Here is a 15,118-nt window from a genome sequence, read left to right as displayed (position 1 = left end):
CTCACAGCCCCACGATGGCGTTCCACCTCTTGGTGAACTCCTGCCGCTCCTTGGCCGTGATGTCCCGGGCGATCGCGAGCCGCCCCCGCATGTCCGCGTCCGGGAAGATCAGCGGGTCCTCGGCGAGGGCCACGAGTTCCTCGTCGCCGGAGTCCGCGAGGACCTGCTGGGCGGCCGGTACCGGGCAGACGTAGTTGACCCAGGCGGCGAGTTCGGCCGCGACCTCGGGCTCGTAGTAGTAGTCGACGAGCTTCTCGGCGTTGGTCTTGTGATGTGCGAGGTTGGGGATCATCAGGGACTCGGCCCACAGTTCGGCGCCCTCCTCGGGGACGACGAACTCGATGTCCGGGTTGTCGGCCTGGAGCTGGATGACGTCGCCCGAGTACGCCTGGCAGGCCAGCACATCGCCGGTCGACAGGTCCTTGATGTAGTCGTTGCCGGTGAAGCGGCGGATGTGCCGGGTCTTGACGAGGCCTTCGACCTGCTCGCACAGGGCGTGGAAGTCGTCGCCGGTCCAGCGGGTGACGTCGACGCCCCGGCCCATCATGAGCAGCGCGAAGGACTCGTCGAGCCCGGACAGCAGGGTGACCTTGCCGCGCAGGTCGTCGGCCCACAGCTCCTTGGTGGAGCGGAGTTCCCGGCCGAGCTTCCTGCGGTTGTACGCGATGCCGGTGATCCCGGACTGCCAGGGCACGCTGTGCAGCCGGCCCGGGTCGAAGGCGGGCGAGCGGAGCTGCTGGTTGAGGTTCTCGGCGACGTTCGGCTGGGTGGCGCGGTTCATCTCCTGGACCCAGCCGAGACGGACGAAGCGGGCGGCCATCCAGTCGCTGACGACGATCAGATCGCGTCCGGTCTCCTGGTGGTTCGTCAGGGACGGGCTGATCTTGCCGAAGAACTCGTCGTTGTCGTTGATCTCCTCGGTGTACCGGACGGAGATCCCGGTGCGCTTCCGGAAGGCGTCGAGGGTCGGGCGCTTCCTGGGGTCCTCGTCATCGGTGTCGATGTAGAGCGGCCAGTTGGCGAAGTCGACGGTCCGGTCGCGTGCGGAGAGGTCGCGGCCGGCCCGCTCGCCCTCGTCGACGTACGCGGCGGGGACCCCGCACCCGGCGGCGAGCAGACTCGCGGCCCCGGCACCCCCGATGCCGCGCAGCAGGGACCGGCGGGACATGTTGTTCCTGGCTGTCGCTCTCACCCGTGCAGCATCGCGGCCCGCCACCACGTGCGGCAATGGACGGTCCGTCGAGCGACGCGACGCGGCCCCGACACCCTGTCGACCGGGGTGCCGGGGCCGCGTGGTCCGTTCGGACCGAAGTTCAGGCCGGAGTTCAGCCCAGGGAGGTCATCACGTGCTTGATGCGCGTGTAGTCCTCGAAGCCGTACGCGGAGAGGTCCTTGCCGTAGCCGGACTTCTTGTAGCCACCGTGGGGCATTTCGGCGACGAGCGGGATGTGGGTGTTGATCCACACGCAGCCGAAGTCGAGGGCCTTGGACATGCGCATCGCGCGCGCGTGGTCCTTGGTCCAGACGGAGGAGGCGAGGGCGTACTCGACGTCGTTGGCGAACGCGAGGGCCTGGGCCTCGTCCGTGAAGGGCTGGACCGTGATGACCGGGCCGAAGACCTCGTTCTGGACGATCTCGTCGTCCTGCTTGAGGCCGGAGACGACGGTCGGGGCGTAGAAGTAGCCCTTGTCGCCGACGCGGTGACCGCCGGCCTCGACCTTGGCGTGGGCCGGGAGGCGCTCGATGAAGCCGGTGACCTGCTTCAGCTGGTTGGCGTTGTTGAGCGGGCCGTACAGCACGTCCTCGTCGTCCGGCTGACCGGTCTTGGTCTCGGCGGCGGCCTTGGCGAGCGCGGCAACGAACTCGTCGTGGATGGACTCGTGGACGAGGACGCGGGTGGCGGCCGTACAGTCCTGGCCGGCGTTGAAGAAGCCCGCGACGGAGATGTCCCCGACGGCCTTGTCGATGTCGGTGTCCTCGAAGACGACGACCGGCGCCTTGCCGCCCAGCTCCAGGTGGACGCGCTTGACGTCCTTGGCCGCCGACTCGGCGACCTGCATGCCGGCGCGGACCGAGCCGGTGATGGAGGCCATCGCCGGGGTGGGGTGCTCGACCATGGCCTTGCCGGTCTCGCGGTCACCGCAGATGACGTTGAAGACGCCCTTGGGGACGATCTGCCCGATGATCTCGGCCATCAGGACGGTCGACGCGGGGGTCGTGTCCGAGGGCTTGAGGACGACGGTGTTGCCCGCGGCGAGCGCCGGGGCGAACTTCCACACGGCCATCATCATCGGGTAGTTCCACGGCGCGACCTGGGCGCAGACGCCCACGGGCTCGCGGCGGATGATGGAGGTCATGCCCTCCATGTACTCGCCGGCCGAGCGGCCTTCGAGCATGCGGGCGGCACCGGCGAAGAAGCGGATCTGGTCCACCATCGGCGGTACCTCCTCGCTCGCGACGAGGGCGGTCGGCTTGCCGGTGTTCAGCACCTCGGCGGCGATGAGGTCCTCGGCGCGCTCCTCGAAGGCGTCGGCGATCTTGAGGAGCACCTTCTGGCGCTCGGCCGGGGTGCTGTCACGCCAGGCGGGGAAGGCGGCCGCGGCGGCCTCCATGGCGGCGTCGACGTCGGCCTGCCCCGAGAGCGGGGAGGTGGCGTACACCTCGCCGGTGGCCGGGTTGACCACGTCGATGGTGCGGCCGTCGGCCGCGTCGCGGAACTCCCCGTTGATGTAGTTACGCAGCCGGCGCAGCTCGGTGGTCACTTGCCACCCCTCCTGTCACGTTCTGGGTCGCACGTCCTTGTGCGGCGTCCCGATGGGCGAGACACCTCAGCCTAGTCGCTCGGCTGACGCTTTCAACAGGCCCACCCCCCTGCAACTTCGGATTCCGTGAGTTTTGAGCTCCTCGACAACGAATTACATCGCTCCGGGGTTGCAAGACCGACATTCTCGGTGCACAGTGAAGTCGTGGCCAGTCGAAGCACAGACTCCAGAACCGGAACCGGTTCGTCCCCGACGATCGACGCCGTCTCCCTGGCGATCATCGAACAGCTCCAAGAGGACGGTCGCCGTCCCTACGCGGCGATAGGCAAGGCCGTAGGCCTCTCCGAAGCGGCCGTACGGCAGCGCGTCCAGAAGCTGCTCGATCAGGGCGTCATGCAGATCGTCGCCGTCACCGACCCGCTCACCGTGGGTTTCCGACGGCAGGCGATGGTCGGCATCAACGTCGAGGGTGACCTTGATCCGGTTGCGGAAGCCCTGACAGGCATGGCCGAATGCGAGTACGTGGTGATGACCGCGGGCTCGTTCGACCTGATGGTGGAGGTCGTCTGCGAGGACGACGACCACCTGCTGGATGTGATCAACAAGCGCATCCGGACTCTGCCGGGCGTCCGCTCGACCGAGAGCTTCGTCTACCTCAAGCTCAAGAAGCAGACCTATATGTGGGGAACCCGATAATCGTGACCCAGGACCTCTCCAAGACCGCGTACGACCACCTGTGGATGCACTTCACCCGCATGTCGTCCTACGAGAACTCGCCCGTTCCCACCATCGTGCGTGGTGAGGGCACCTACATCTTCGACGACAAGGGCAAGCGCTACCTCGACGGTCTCGCGGGTCTCTTCGTGGTCAACGCCGGACACGGCCGCGAGGAGCTGGCCGAGGTCGCGTACAAGCAGGCCAAGGAGCTCGCGTTCTTCCCGGTGTGGTCGTACGCGCACCCCAAGGCCGTCGAGCTCGCCGAGCGTCTCGCGGACTACGCCCCGGGCGACCTGAACAAGGTCTTCTTCACCACCGGTGGCGGAGAGGCCGTCGAGACCGCCTGGAAGCTCGCCAAGCAGTACTTCAAGCTGCAGGGCAAGCACACCAAGTACAAGGTCATCTCGCGTGCGGTCGCCTACCACGGCACCCCGCAGGGCGCCCTGTCCATCACCGGCCTGCCGGCCCTGAAGGCCCCCTTCGAGCCGCTGGTCCCCGGCGCGCACAAGGTGCCGAACACCAACATCTACCGTGCCCCGATCCACGGTGACGACCCCGAGGCCTTCGGCCGCTGGGCCGCCGACCAGATCGAGCAGGAGATCCTCTTCGAGGGCGCCGACACCGTCGCGGCCGTCTTCCTGGAGCCGGTGCAGAACGCCGGTGGCTGCTTCCCGCCGCCGCCCGGCTACTTCCAGCGCGTCCGCGAGATCTGCGACCAGTACGACGTGCTGCTCGTCTCCGACGAGACGATCTGCGCCTTCGGCCGCCTCGGCACGATGTTCGCCTGTGACAAGTTCGGCTACGTGCCCGACATGATCACCTGCGCCAAGGGCATGACCTCGGGCTACTCCCCGATCGGTGCCTGCATCGTCTCGGACCGCATCGCGGAGCCCTTCTACAAGGGCGACAACACCTTCCTCCACGGCTACACCTTCGGTGGCCACCCGGTGTCGTCGGCGGTCGCCATCGCCAACCTCGACATCTTCGACAAGGAAGGCCTGAACCAGCACGTGCTGGACCAGGAGGGCAACTTCTTCAACACCCTGAAGAAGCTGCACGACCTCCCGATCGTCGGCGACGTCCGCGGCAACGGCTTCTTCTACGGCATCGAGCTCGTCAAGGACAAGGTCACCAAGGAGTCCTTCACGGACGAGGAGACCGAGCGCGTCCTGTACGGCTTCCTCTCCAAGGCGCTCTTCGAGAACGGCCTGTACTGCCGCGCCGACGACCGTGGCGACCCGGTCATCCAGCTCGCCCCGCCGCTGATCGCCGACCAGGGCACCTTCGACGAGATCGAAGGCATCCTGCGCTCGGTGCTCACCGAGGCCTGGACCAAGCTGTAACGGTCCCCGCCCCGCGAGGCACACGACATCACGCCACCCTCATGGCGTGACCCCGGCCCGGGTCTGCCTCCATCCGAGTGGATGGAGGCGGCCCGGGCCGTGTGCTGTCCGTACAACCGGATCTGAATCCTTACGGTGCCCAGTGACCGACAGGCCCTTCCCTTCGTTCCCCCGGACGGGGGACACAGATCGGATCCGACATCGAGGTGTACGCGATGGCCCCACCGGACAACGACGTGCTCTGGGCGCGTTCCCTGCACTGCGCCCTGGGCGGTTCGGACGCCCTCAGCGGCGTCTCCCTCGGCGTCCGCGAGGGCGAGATCCTCGCCCTCGTCGGCCCGCGCGGCAGCGGCAAGACCACCCTCATGCGCTGCCTGTCCGGCCAGCTCCTCGCCCAGCAGGGCGAGGTCTGGTTCAACAGCAGCCCCGTGCACACCCTGGGCCCCGCCGACCGCGAACGGCTCCGGCGCGACCGCTTCGGCTGGATCGACCCCGAGCCCGGCCTCGTCCCCGAGCTCACCGGCTGGGAGAACGTGGCCCTGCCGCTGCTGCTCCGCAGGGTCTCCCACCGCGCCGCGAAGACCGCCGCCGTGGAATGGCTGGAACGCCTGGACATCGGTGCCGCCGCCCGCAAACGGCCGCACGCCCTCACCCACTCCCAGCGCCAGCGCATCGCCATCGCCCGCGCCCTCGTCACCACCCCGTCGGTGCTGTTCGCCGACGAACCCACCGCCACCCTGCACCGGGCCGACGGCGCCCAGGTCCTGCGCACCCTGACCGCCGCCGCACGCTCCCACGGCATCACCGTGCTCCTCGCCACCCACGACGCCGAGGTCGCAACGCTCGCCGACCGCTCGGTCGCGCTCCTCGACGGACGCCGGGTCGGCACCGTACCCCCGGCGTCAGGGGCGGAGGGCGTCGCGGCGTGCTCGCTCTCCGTCTAGCCCGCGGGGCCCACCCCCTCGTCCTGACGCGCCGGCTCCTCGTCGCCGCCGCGGCCGCGGGGGTGGGCTTCCTCCTGCTCTGCACCCTCGGGTACGCGGTCGGGCACCCGGAGCGGTCCTCGGCGTCCGTGCTGCGGCTGCTCTGGTGCGTCCTGCCGCTCGCCGCGACCGTGCAGTTCGCGGTCGCGGTGGCCCGCACCGATCCCAGCACCCGCCCGCGCCCCGGGCTCTCGGCCGTCGGCCTCGGCCCCGCCCGCCTCACCGCCATCGCCGCCGCCTCGACGGCCGTCGCCTGCACGCTCGGCTCGATGGTCGCGCTGCTGTTCTACCTGCACCTGCGCGGCGACATCACCGGCCTGCCCTTCGACGGGGCCGCCGCCGAGCTCCTCGCCGCCGACCAGCCCATCCCGCTCGCCGCCGCCCTCACCCTGCTCGCGGTCCTCCCGGTCGTCGCCGCCACGGCCGCGGGCCTCGCGCTGCGCCCCCGCACCGCGCCCACCGCACCGGAGGACGCGGAGAGACCGGTGCCGTCCGGGCTGCCCTGGGGCATCGCCCTGGTCGCGGTCGGCCTCGCCATCGAGACGTACGCGGGCCGCAGCGGCGCCGTCGGCGGACTCCCGCTGCCGGGCCGCTTCGACGGCAACCCGGCGGGCGTCCTGGCCGGCTGGGTCCTCACCGCCGTCGGCCTCGCGATGGCGGGACCGGGCATCGTCCACGGCTGCGGCCGCCTCCTCCAGGCGGTCCGGCCCGGCGCCACCCGGCTGCTCGCGGGCCGCGTCCTGATGGACGAGTCCCGCCGTATCGGCCGCCCGCTGGGCGTGGTCAGCGCGGTGATCTCCGGAACCCTCGCGGCGGCGGCCCTGCACGACACGGGCACCGGCCCCGGCGCCTTCGGCCCGCTCACCGGCCTCGGCGCGGCCCTGATCCTGGCCTGCACCACGGCCACCCTGCTCACCGCGGCCCTGGAATCCAAGCAGGGCCGCGCCCACACCACCGAGGCCCTCCTCCGCATCGGCGCCCCGCCCACGGTCCTCCGCTCGGCGGCCCTGCTCCGGGCGGGCATCCTGCTCGCGGTCTTCCTCCCGCTGACATGGGCGGTGGCGGAACTGGCGGCACTGCCGCTGACCGGCTGAGCGACGGCGCGGCCGCACACGCTCCAAGGGGGCGGCACCACGGGTGCCGCCCCTATCGTGGGCCCATGGCGACGCTTCCTCCGGCACACCGGCCGCCCGGACCGCGCGGGCACGGGCGCGAGATCCACACGCTCGACGAGTTCGACGAGGCGGTCGCCCGGCCCGGTTCACTCGCCGGGCACCGCGTGCAGTCGGTCGACCTCACCGACCGGACCTTCGCCCTGCTCACCGCGGTCACCGCCGACGCCGTCTTCCTCGGCTGCGCCATGCAGCCGGAGGCCGCCGCCAAGGTCCGTGCCGACGGGGCGCTCGTCTTCCCGCCCGTGCCCGACCTGCCCTTCGACCCGTACCGGGCGACGCTCTACTCCCCCGAGGAACTGTTCGACGGGATCTCCGACACGGGGTACGAGGGAACGCCGGACGCCCTGGCGTACGAGTGGTTCGGCCGGACACGGGCCGACGGCGACATCCTCGCCTCGATGCTCCGCTCGCTCCACGACGACGCCGTCTCCGACGCGCTCGACGAACACCTCGACGGCGCCCGGGTCGTCGGCGTGATGGGCGGCCACGCGATGGGCCGGGGCACCGAGGCGTACGCGGGAGCCGCCAGGCTCGGCAGATCGCTGGCGCGGGCCGGTCTCACCGTGGCGACCGGCGGCGGCCCGGGGGCGATGGAGGCCGCGAACCTCGGCGCGTACACGGCGCCGCTGCCCGACGAAGCCCTGACCGAGGCGCTCGCCCTGCTCGCCGAGGTCCCGTCGTTCGAACCGTCGGTGACGGACTGGGCCCGCGCGGCCTTCACCGTACGGGCCCGTCTGCCGCACGGCGGCGACTCGGTCGGCATCCCCACCTGGTTCTACGGCCACGAACCGCCGAACGCCTTCGCGGGCCACATCGGCAAGTACTTCGCCAACGCCACGAGGGAGGACGGCCTCCTCTCCCGCTCCACGGCGGGCGTCGTCTTCCTGCCGGGTGCGGCGGGCACCGTCCAGGAGATCTTCGACAACGCGACCCCGAACTACTACGCCTCCCTGGGCGCGCCGACCCCGATGGTCCTGGTGGACCGCGCCCACTGGACGCAACGCCTCCCGGCCTGGCCCCTCCTGGAAAGCCTGTCGGCGGGCCGCCCGATGGCGGCCCGCATCGCCCTCGTCGACTCGATCGACGAGGCCCCGGACGCGCTGCAACGGCTGGCGAAGGAGTAGCACCGGCGGTTCAACCTCCTCCCCCGCACGGCGGAGCGGGACGCGACCACGGACCGACGTGCGGCGGGGCCCGCCCCGGGAGGCTCGGGCCATGACGCCGAAGACACTCCCGGCCGGCCGGCCGTCCTGGGCCGACCGACCCTCCTGGGCGGCTCACGCCGCCCTCCTCTGGTCGCTGCTGTACGCCACGGGCGCGGCCCTCGCCGCCCTCACCGGGCCCGCGTTCGGCTACGCGCTCCTCGCCAAGGGGACGGGCACGGCCGCCGAAGCGGCCGCGGCGGCGCTGTACGGGACCACCGCCGTCCTCGCGTACGCCCTGATCCACCGCCCCGACGCGAGGTGGCTGTCCACGGCGGCGTGGGCGGTCGTCGCGCTCTGTCTGACCTCGGGCTTCGGGGCCCTCCTCAGCCCGGTCCACCTGCTGTTCTTCCTGTCCCGCAACCAGCCGCCGATCGACTGGGCGGCCCTGGCCAACCAGAGTGTCGCCGTCCTCGGCGCGGTCCTGTGGGGGTACGCGGCCCTCGCCCACCGCCGAAGGGCGCGCGGCACCTGCCTCCACTGCGGCGGACGCGCCCCCGTACCGGCGGCACAAGCGAGCGGCACCCGCGCCGGCCTGGTCGCCGTCGCCGCCCTCTTCCCCTACGCCGCCCTGAAGACGGCCTGGGCGTTCGGCATCACCCCCGGTTTCACCGGCACCGGCCGCCCCGGCGCCGACCCGAAGTACACCAGCGACCTGGGCCTATGGCTGTACGACCACGGAGTCGACATCACCGCGGTCCTCGCCGTCCTCGGCATGCTCCTCGCGCTCGCCCTGACCCGCCCCTGGGGGCGGCGGCTGCCCCGGCTGCCGCTGCTCGCGCTCGGCTGGGCCGGGGCCGGCGCGCTCGCCCCGTTCGGGGCCTTCCTGGCCGTGACCGGCGTACTGGCCTGGGCGGGGGCGATCAACCCTGGCCTCGCCGACCACGCCCCCTGGGTGTTCGTCGTCGCCTACGGCGGCTTCTCCTGCTACGGACTCGCCCTGGGCCGCGCGACGCTCCTCCACCAGCGATCGGCCTTCAAGACCTGCGACCGCTGCTAGAAACGCCCCCGGGTCACTTCCGCCAGAAGAGGTGGTGCGTCACGTCACCGCTCGGACTGGGCACGACGTCGCAGTGGAAGCGGTCGAGCAGCTCGTCGGGCGAGTCCCAGAGCCGTACCCCGGCTCCGAGCTTCACCGGCGCGACCGCGACGTGCAGGGTGTCGACGAGATCGGCGTCGAGGAACTCACGGATGACGGTCGCCCCGCCGCCGAGCCGGACGTCCTTGCCGTCGGCCGCCTCCCGCGCCTGCGCCAGGACCGTCGCCGGGTCGGCGTCGACGAAGTGGAACGTCGTGTCGGAGAGCGTGAACGAGGGACGCGGGTGGTGGGTCAGCACGAACACCGGCGTGTGGAACGGCGGCTCGCCACCCCACCAGCCCTGCCATGCGTAGTCTTCCCAGGGCCCGCGCTGGGGCCCGAACTTGTTGCGGCCCATGATCTCGGCACCGATGTTGTGGGAGAAGTCCCGCGTGAGGTAGTCGTCGAGGCCTCGACTGCCCCCGGGGTCGGTGCGGTTGGGCCAGCTCGCCGTGGCACCCGCCCAGGAGAACATCGCCCCGGGATCCGCGTGCCCGAAGGGGTGCTCCAGGCTCTGGCCCTCACCGGTACCGAAACCGTCGGACGAGACCATGAAATTCTGGACTTTGAGCAGCTGGCCCATGACTTTCCTCCTGTGCGTTCGACGAAAGGCGCCGGGACGACGACGCCGGAACAGAACAACACCAAGGAGACTCCCCCGGAGGGGAAAACTCATCGCACCCACCACGACGTGTCTCTACGGAATGTCGTCGCCGAGCACCACCACGTCCTCCGCTCGGAACTCCACCCCCACCTCGGCGTCCTCCCCCGGCACCTCCCGCAGCGGAAGCTCCGCGTCCAGTGGCGGTCCGTCCGTCGGGCGGAGCCGTACGGCCACATGGCTGCCCCGGAAGGTCCGGGACTCGACCGTCCACGCCGGCCCTTCCTCCACGGGTACCAGCCGCACCCCGCCGGGCCGGACGAGGAGCCGGCGCTCGCCCTGCGGCGAGCCTTCCGGCACCGGGACCTTCCCCCACACGGTGTCCGCGACCGGTCCGGTCACCAGCGCCGCCACCACGTTGTCGAAGCCCAGGAAGCGGGCCACGAACTCGGAGGCCGGCCGCGACCACACGTCGACGGGGGCACCCGACTGGGCGATGCGGCCGTCCCGCATGACCACGACCCGGTCGGCGAGCGCGAACGCCTCGCCCTGATCGTGGGTCACGGCGAGGACCGTCGTCCCGAGGCTCTCGAAGAGCTGCCGCAACTCCACGACGAGCCGCTCCCGCAGCCCCCGGTCGAGCTGGCCGAGGGGTTCGTCGAGCATGAGCAGCCGGGGCCGGGGCGCCAGGGCCCGGGCCAGCGCCACCCGCTGCTGTTCGCCGCCGGAGAGCGCGGCGACGGACCGCCGCTCGGCGCCGGGCAGACCGACGAGGTCGAGCAGCTCCCTCACCCGCCCGGCCTGCTCGGCCTTCCCGGCCCCGCGCATCCGCAGCCCGAAGGCCACGTTGCCGCCGACGTCCCGCTGCGGGAACAGCTGATGGTCCTGGAACATCAGGCCGACGCCCCGCCGGTGCACCGGCACCCCGCGCTGGTCGGCGCCGCCGAGCAGCACCCGCCCGCCGTCCAGGGCCTGGAGTCCGGCGACGGCCCGCAGCAGCGTGGACTTGCCGCTGCCGCTGGGCCCGAGCACACACACGATCTCGTGGTCGGCGACGTCGAGGTCCACGGCGTCGAGGACAGCCCGCGCCCCGAACCGTACGGTCGCCCCGTCGAGTCTCAGCATCAAAACTCCCCCGAGGTGCGTTCGGTCCGAAGCCGTTCGAGCAGCAGCAGGGACACCGCGCACACCACCATGAGAATCGTCGAGAGGGCCATCGCCTGGCCGTAGTTGAGTTCGCCGGGCCGGCCGAGGAGCCGGGCCACCGCCACGGTCAGCGTCGGAGTGTCGGGCCGGGCGATGAAGACCGTCGCACCGAACTCGCCGAGCGACACGGCGAACGCGAACCCGGCGGCGATCAGCAGCGCCCGCCGCACCAGCGGCAGGTCCACCTCCCGCCAGGCCCGCCACGGCGAGGCACCGAGCACCGCCGCCGCCTCCCGCAGCCGCTCGTCCACCGCCCGCAGCACCGGCAGCATCGTCCGGACGACGAAGGGCACGCCGACCAGCGCCTGCGCGAGGGGTACGAGGATCCAGCTGGCCCGCAGGTCGAACGGCGGCTCGTCGAGCGTGATGAGGAACCCGAAGCCGACGGTCACCGCCGACACCCCGAGCGGCAGCATGAGCAGCGCGTCGAAGCCCCGCACGAGCCGCCCGGCACGCCGGGTCAGCGCGGCCGCCGCGAGTCCGCCGATGACGAGGGCGATGAGGGTGGCGACGACGGCGTACCGGAGCGAGTTCCCAATCGTGTCGAGCAGCGGCACGAGGAAGGTGCCGGAGGGATCCGGGGTCTGCAGCGCCCGGTAGTAGTCGAGCCCGTATCCGTGAGAGGTGGCGAAGGACCGCTCGACGAGCACCCCGAGCGGCAGCACGATCAGCAGGGCGACCGACAGCAGGACACCCGCGAACAGCGCCCACTGGCCGAGGCCCCGGGGCCTGCGCGCGGTGTGCTCGGGCGCGACCAGCTTCAGCGCGGTCTCCCGACGGCGCACGATCCGGGCGTGCACGGCGAGGACGACGCCGACCGCGAAGAACTGCACCATCGTGAGGACGGCCGCCGTCGTCAGATCGAAGCGGACCACGGTCTGCCGGTAGATCTCCGTCTCCAGAGTGGAGTACGTGGATCCGCCGAGGATCTGGACGACGGCGAAGGAGCTCGCGGTGAAGAGGAACACCATCAGCGCGGCCGCGGCGACGGACGGGGCGAGCGCCGGAAGCGTCACGGTCCGCCACGCCCTCCACCGGGACGCGCCGAGGACCCGGGCGGCCTCCTCCTGGCGCGGGTCGAGCTGCGCCCACAGGCCTCCGACGGTCCGCACGACGACCGCGTAGTTGAAGAACACATGGGCGATCAGGATCGCCCAGACCGTGCTGTCGAGCCGCAGGCCCCACAGCTCGTCGAGCAGCCCGCCGCGCCCGACCAGCGCGAGGAACGCCGTACCGACCATGACGGTCGGCATCACGAAGGGCACGGTGACGACGGCCCGCAGCAACCCCTTGCCGCGGAAGTCGAAGCGCGCGAAGACGTACGCCCCGGGCAGGGCGGCCAACAGGGTCAGCCCGGTGGAGGCGAGCGCCTGCCAGAAGGTGAACGACAGGACGTCCAGGATCTCCGGCCGGCTCAGCGTCTCGCCGAACCGGCCGAACTGCCACGCCCCGTCGACCCGCAGCCCGCGCTCGACGATCGAGACGACGGGCCAGGCGAAGAAGAGCGCGAAGAAGGCGACGGGCACGACCATCAGGCCGAGCCGCGCCGCACTTCCCCTGCGGTCGGGGACTACTTCAGAACGAGCGACGACCACTGCTGGATCCACGGGTCACGCTTCTCGGCGATCTTCTCGGGCGCCATGGTCTCCGGCTTGTCGACGACCACGCCGTGCTTGGTGAAGAGCTCGGGCAGGGCCGCGTCCTTCGCCACCGGGTTGACGAACATCTGGAGCGGCATGTCCTCCTGGAACTTCTTCGAGATCAGGAAGTCGATCAGCGCCTTGCCGCCCTCGGGGTTCTTCGCCCCGTTCAGCAGACCCGCGAACTCCGTCTGCCGGAAGCAGGTCCCGGTGGACACCCCGGTGGGCGCCACCTTCGGCTGCGGCTCGCCGTAGAGCACCTCGACCGGCGGGCTGGAGGCGTACGACACGACGAGCGGCCGGTCGCCCTTGGCCTGCTTGCCGCCGGCCGAGCCGGAGAACTCCTGGTTGTAGGCGAGCTCCCAGCTGTCGACGGTCTTCACACCGTTCGCCTTCAGCTTCGACCAGTAGCCCTGCCAGCCGTCGTCGCCGAACTTCGCCGCCGTACCGAGCAGGAAGCCGAGACCCGGGGAGGACCGCTCCGGGTTCTCGACGACGAGCAGGTTCCTGTACGCGGGCTTCGCCAGGTCGTCGAAGGTCACCGGCGGCGCCAGCTTCTTGTCGGCGAAGTACTTCTTGTCGTAGTTGACGCAGATGTCACCGGAGTCGATCGGCGTGACCCGCTGCTCCTTGTCGAGCTGGTACTCGGCCGGAACCCGGTCCAGGCCCTTCGCCGCGTACGGCACGAAGATCCCGTTGTCGAGGGCGCGGGACAGCAGCGTGTTGTCGACGCCGAAGAAGACATCGCCCTGCGGGGACCCCTTGGTCAGGATCTCCTTGTTGACGGCCTCGCCGGCGTCACCGCTCTTCAGCACCTTCACGGTGAAGCCGGTCTGCTTCGTGAACTCGGCCAGCACCTCCTTGGAGGCGTTGAACGAGTCGTGACTCACGAGGGTCACGGTCTTCGGCGCGGGCGCGCCGGACTTGCCCGCGGCGTCCCGGACGTCCTCCGTGCCGCAGGCGGCAAGGGTGGTGACGCCCAGCGCCGCGACGAGCGCGGCGGCAGCGGCCTTCTTGATGCTCACCGGATTGGTGCTCACTGAGATTCCTCCTGGGTATGACCAGGAAGAGACGCGGCCCTGCCCACGACCGGCGAACCGGACGCGGGCAGGGCGCAACAGCTTGAGTTAACGACCGAACTTCCTACCCAGAATGACCTGGGCAAGGTTCAGAGGGTCTGCGGTCCTACGGTGACCGCACTCTCAGCGCTGTGGCGCTCCCCTGTCGGAATATGGAGATGTGTTCGAGCTCAGACTACAAGGTCAGCGCTCGGCGGCGGCCAGCTGTCCACAGGCACCGTCGATCTCCTGACCTCGGGTGTCCCGCACGGTCACCGGCACGCCGTGGCGGGCGATGGCCTCGACGAAGGCCTTCTCGTCCTCCGGACGCGACGCCGTCCACTTCGAACCCGGCGTCGGGTTCAGCGGGATCAGGTTGACGTGGACCCGACGCCCCTTGAGCAGCCGGCCCAGCAGGTCACCGCGCCACGCCTGGTCGTTGATGTCCCGGATCAGCGCGTACTCGATGGAGATCCGGCGCCCGGACTTCTCTGCGTACTCCCAGGCCGCGTCGAGGACCTCACGCACCTTCCAGCGCGTGTTGACCGGCACCAGGGTGTCCCGCAGCTCGTCGTCCGGGGCGTGCAGCGAGACCGCGAGACGGCACTTGAAGCCCTCGTCGGCGAACCGCAGCATCGCGGGCACGAGCCCGACGGTGGACACGGTGATCCCGCGCTGCGAGAGCCCGAGACCGTCCGGCTCGGGATCGGTGAGGCGCCGAATGGAACCGACGACCCGCTTGTAGTTCGCGAGCGGCTCCCCCATGCCCATGAACACGATGTTGGAGAGCCGCGCCGGTCCCCCGGGCACCTCCCCGTCCCGCAGCGAGCGCATGCCGTCCACGATCTGGTGCACGATCTCGGCGGTCGACAGGTTCCGATCGAGCCCCGCCTGCCCCGTCGCACAGAACGGGCAGTTCATCCCGCAGCCGGCCTGCGAGGAGATGCACATCGTCACCCGGTCCGGGTAGCGCATGAGCACCGACTCGACGAGCGTGCCGTCGTGCAGCCGCCACAGGGTCTTACGGGTGGTGTCGTCATCACACGAGATGTGCCGCACCACGGACATCAGATCGGGCAGCAGCTCCCCGGCCAGCTTCTCCCGCGAGGCGGCCGGAATGTCCGTCCACTCGGCGGGATCGTGCGCGTACCGCGCGAAGTAGTGGGTGGACAGCTGCTTGGCGCGGAAGGGCTTCTCGCCGATCGCGGCGACGGCCTCCTTCCGCTCGGCGGGCGTGAGGTCGGCCAGGTGCCGCGGCGGCTTCTTGGCTCCGCGGGGGGCGACGAAAGTGAGTTCTCCGGGCTTGGGCATGGTGCTACCAGTGTCGCAGACGCGCACGCGTGGCCCGGTTCA

At 71.0% G+C, this 15,118-nt stretch carries 13 protein-coding genes and 1 riboswitch; of the genes, 6 read left to right on the top strand and 7 right to left on the bottom strand.

Features of this window, described 5'->3' with window-relative positions; translation table 11 throughout:
- Position 1: 1 nt before the first annotated feature.
- Together OG514_RS21695 and OG514_RS21690 are read right to left on the bottom strand one after the other, a co-directional pair.
- Complete coding sequence (locus OG514_RS21695) at positions 2–1,168, bottom strand: spermidine/putrescine ABC transporter substrate-binding protein (RefSeq protein WP_266897216.1); 1,167 nt, start codon at positions 1,166–1,168, stop codon at positions 2–4.
- 157 nt (positions 1,169–1,325) lie between these two features.
- Positions 1,326–2,762: a gamma-aminobutyraldehyde dehydrogenase gene (locus tag OG514_RS21690; protein WP_266897214.1), complete on the bottom strand. Its 1,437-nt coding sequence runs from the start codon at positions 2,760–2,762 to the stop codon at positions 1,326–1,328.
- A 189-nt stretch (positions 2,763–2,951) separates the two neighbouring features.
- Between OG514_RS21690 and OG514_RS21685 the strand changes: the two genes are divergently transcribed.
- From OG514_RS21685 to OG514_RS21660, 6 genes are all read left to right on the top strand, one after another.
- Complete coding sequence (locus OG514_RS21685; RefSeq protein ID WP_266900918.1) at positions 2,952–3,458, top strand: Lrp/AsnC family transcriptional regulator; 507 nt, start codon at positions 2,952–2,954, stop codon at positions 3,456–3,458.
- Positions 3,443–4,822 carry an aspartate aminotransferase family protein gene (locus OG514_RS21680; RefSeq protein ID WP_266897212.1) on the top strand — a complete coding sequence of 460 codons (1,380 nt, stop codon included), beginning with the start codon at positions 3,443–3,445 and terminating at the stop codon, positions 4,820–4,822. The genes OG514_RS21685 and OG514_RS21680 overlap by 16 nt, the downstream gene beginning before the upstream one ends.
- A gap of 215 nt (positions 4,823–5,037) precedes the next feature.
- Positions 5,038–5,766: an ABC transporter ATP-binding protein gene (locus OG514_RS21675; protein ID WP_266897210.1), complete on the top strand. Its 729-nt coding sequence runs from the start codon at positions 5,038–5,040 to the stop codon at positions 5,764–5,766.
- Positions 5,748–6,899, top strand: coding sequence for a hypothetical protein (locus OG514_RS21670; protein WP_266897208.1), 1,152 nt, complete (start codon positions 5,748–5,750; stop codon positions 6,897–6,899). Before OG514_RS21675 ends, OG514_RS21670 begins: the two co-directional genes overlap by 19 nt.
- Before the next feature lie 65 nt (positions 6,900–6,964).
- Positions 6,965–8,104, top strand: coding sequence for an LOG family protein (locus OG514_RS21665; RefSeq protein WP_266897206.1), 1,140 nt, complete (start codon positions 6,965–6,967; stop codon positions 8,102–8,104).
- Between the two features lie 91 nt (positions 8,105–8,195).
- A complete protein-coding gene (locus OG514_RS21660; protein WP_266897204.1) occupies positions 8,196–9,182 on the top strand; it encodes a hypothetical protein in 987 nt (328 codons plus the stop codon).
- Positions 9,183–9,195: 13 nt separating this feature from the next.
- On the opposite strand, the gene OG514_RS21655 is transcribed toward OG514_RS21660, so the two are convergent.
- The 5 genes from OG514_RS21655 to rlmN form a co-directional block, all read right to left on the bottom strand.
- Positions 9,196–9,843, bottom strand: a complete 648-nt coding sequence (locus tag OG514_RS21655; RefSeq protein WP_266897202.1) for a dihydrofolate reductase family protein — start codon at positions 9,841–9,843, stop codon at positions 9,196–9,198.
- A gap of 114 nt (positions 9,844–9,957) precedes the next feature.
- Positions 9,958–10,986: an ABC transporter ATP-binding protein gene (locus tag OG514_RS21650; RefSeq protein ID WP_266897200.1), complete on the bottom strand. Its 1,029-nt coding sequence runs from the start codon at positions 10,984–10,986 to the stop codon at positions 9,958–9,960.
- Positions 10,986–12,599, bottom strand: a complete 1,614-nt coding sequence (locus OG514_RS21645) for an iron ABC transporter permease (protein WP_266900917.1) — start codon at positions 12,597–12,599, stop codon at positions 10,986–10,988. Before OG514_RS21645 ends, OG514_RS21650 begins: the two co-directional genes overlap by 1 nt.
- A 38-nt stretch (positions 12,600–12,637) precedes the next feature.
- On the bottom strand, positions 12,638–13,732 hold the full coding sequence (locus OG514_RS21640) for a thiamine ABC transporter substrate binding subunit (protein ID WP_266900916.1): 1,095 nt from the start codon (positions 13,730–13,732) through the stop codon (positions 12,638–12,640).
- A gap of 97 nt (positions 13,733–13,829) precedes the next feature.
- Positions 13,830–13,940, bottom strand: a riboswitch (TPP riboswitch).
- Between the two features lie 29 nt (positions 13,941–13,969).
- Positions 13,970–15,076, bottom strand: a complete 1,107-nt coding sequence (gene rlmN, locus OG514_RS21635) for a 23S rRNA (adenine(2503)-C(2))-methyltransferase RlmN (RefSeq protein WP_030322331.1) — start codon at positions 15,074–15,076, stop codon at positions 13,970–13,972.
- Positions 15,077–15,118 lie beyond the last annotated feature (42 nt).

Source organism: Streptomyces sp. NBC_00572, assembly GCF_026341815.1.
Lineage (GTDB): Bacteria > Actinomycetota > Actinomycetes > Streptomycetales > Streptomycetaceae > Streptomyces.
Note: the sequence above shows the minus strand (reverse complement) of the source record. Positions and strands in the feature narration are given on the sequence as shown.

Bases quoted from the DNA above. Each gene is read 5' to 3' on its own strand.
- OG514_RS21650 (WP_266897200.1), bottom strand. From the start codon at position 10,986: ATGCTGAGACTCGACGGGGCGACCGTACGGTTCGGGGCGCGGGCTGTC.
- OG514_RS21695 (WP_266897216.1), bottom strand. From the start codon at position 1,168: ATGTCCCGCCGGTCCCTGCTGCGCGGCATCGGGGGTGCCGGGGCCGCG.
- rlmN (WP_030322331.1), bottom strand. From the start codon at position 15,076: ATGCCCAAGCCCGGAGAACTCACTTTCGTCGCCCCCCGCGGAGCCAAG.
- OG514_RS21675 (WP_266897210.1), top strand. From the start codon at position 5,038: ATGGCCCCACCGGACAACGACGTGCTCTGGGCGCGTTCCCTGCACTGC.
- OG514_RS21665 (WP_266897206.1), top strand. From the start codon at position 6,965: ATGGCGACGCTTCCTCCGGCACACCGGCCGCCCGGACCGCGCGGGCAC.
- OG514_RS21645 (WP_266900917.1), bottom strand. From the start codon at position 12,599: ATGGTCGTGCCCGTCGCCTTCTTCGCGCTCTTCTTCGCCTGGCCCGTC.
- OG514_RS21660 (WP_266897204.1), top strand. From the start codon at position 8,196: ATGACGCCGAAGACACTCCCGGCCGGCCGGCCGTCCTGGGCCGACCGA.
- OG514_RS21655 (WP_266897202.1), bottom strand. From the start codon at position 9,843: ATGGGCCAGCTGCTCAAAGTCCAGAATTTCATGGTCTCGTCCGACGGT.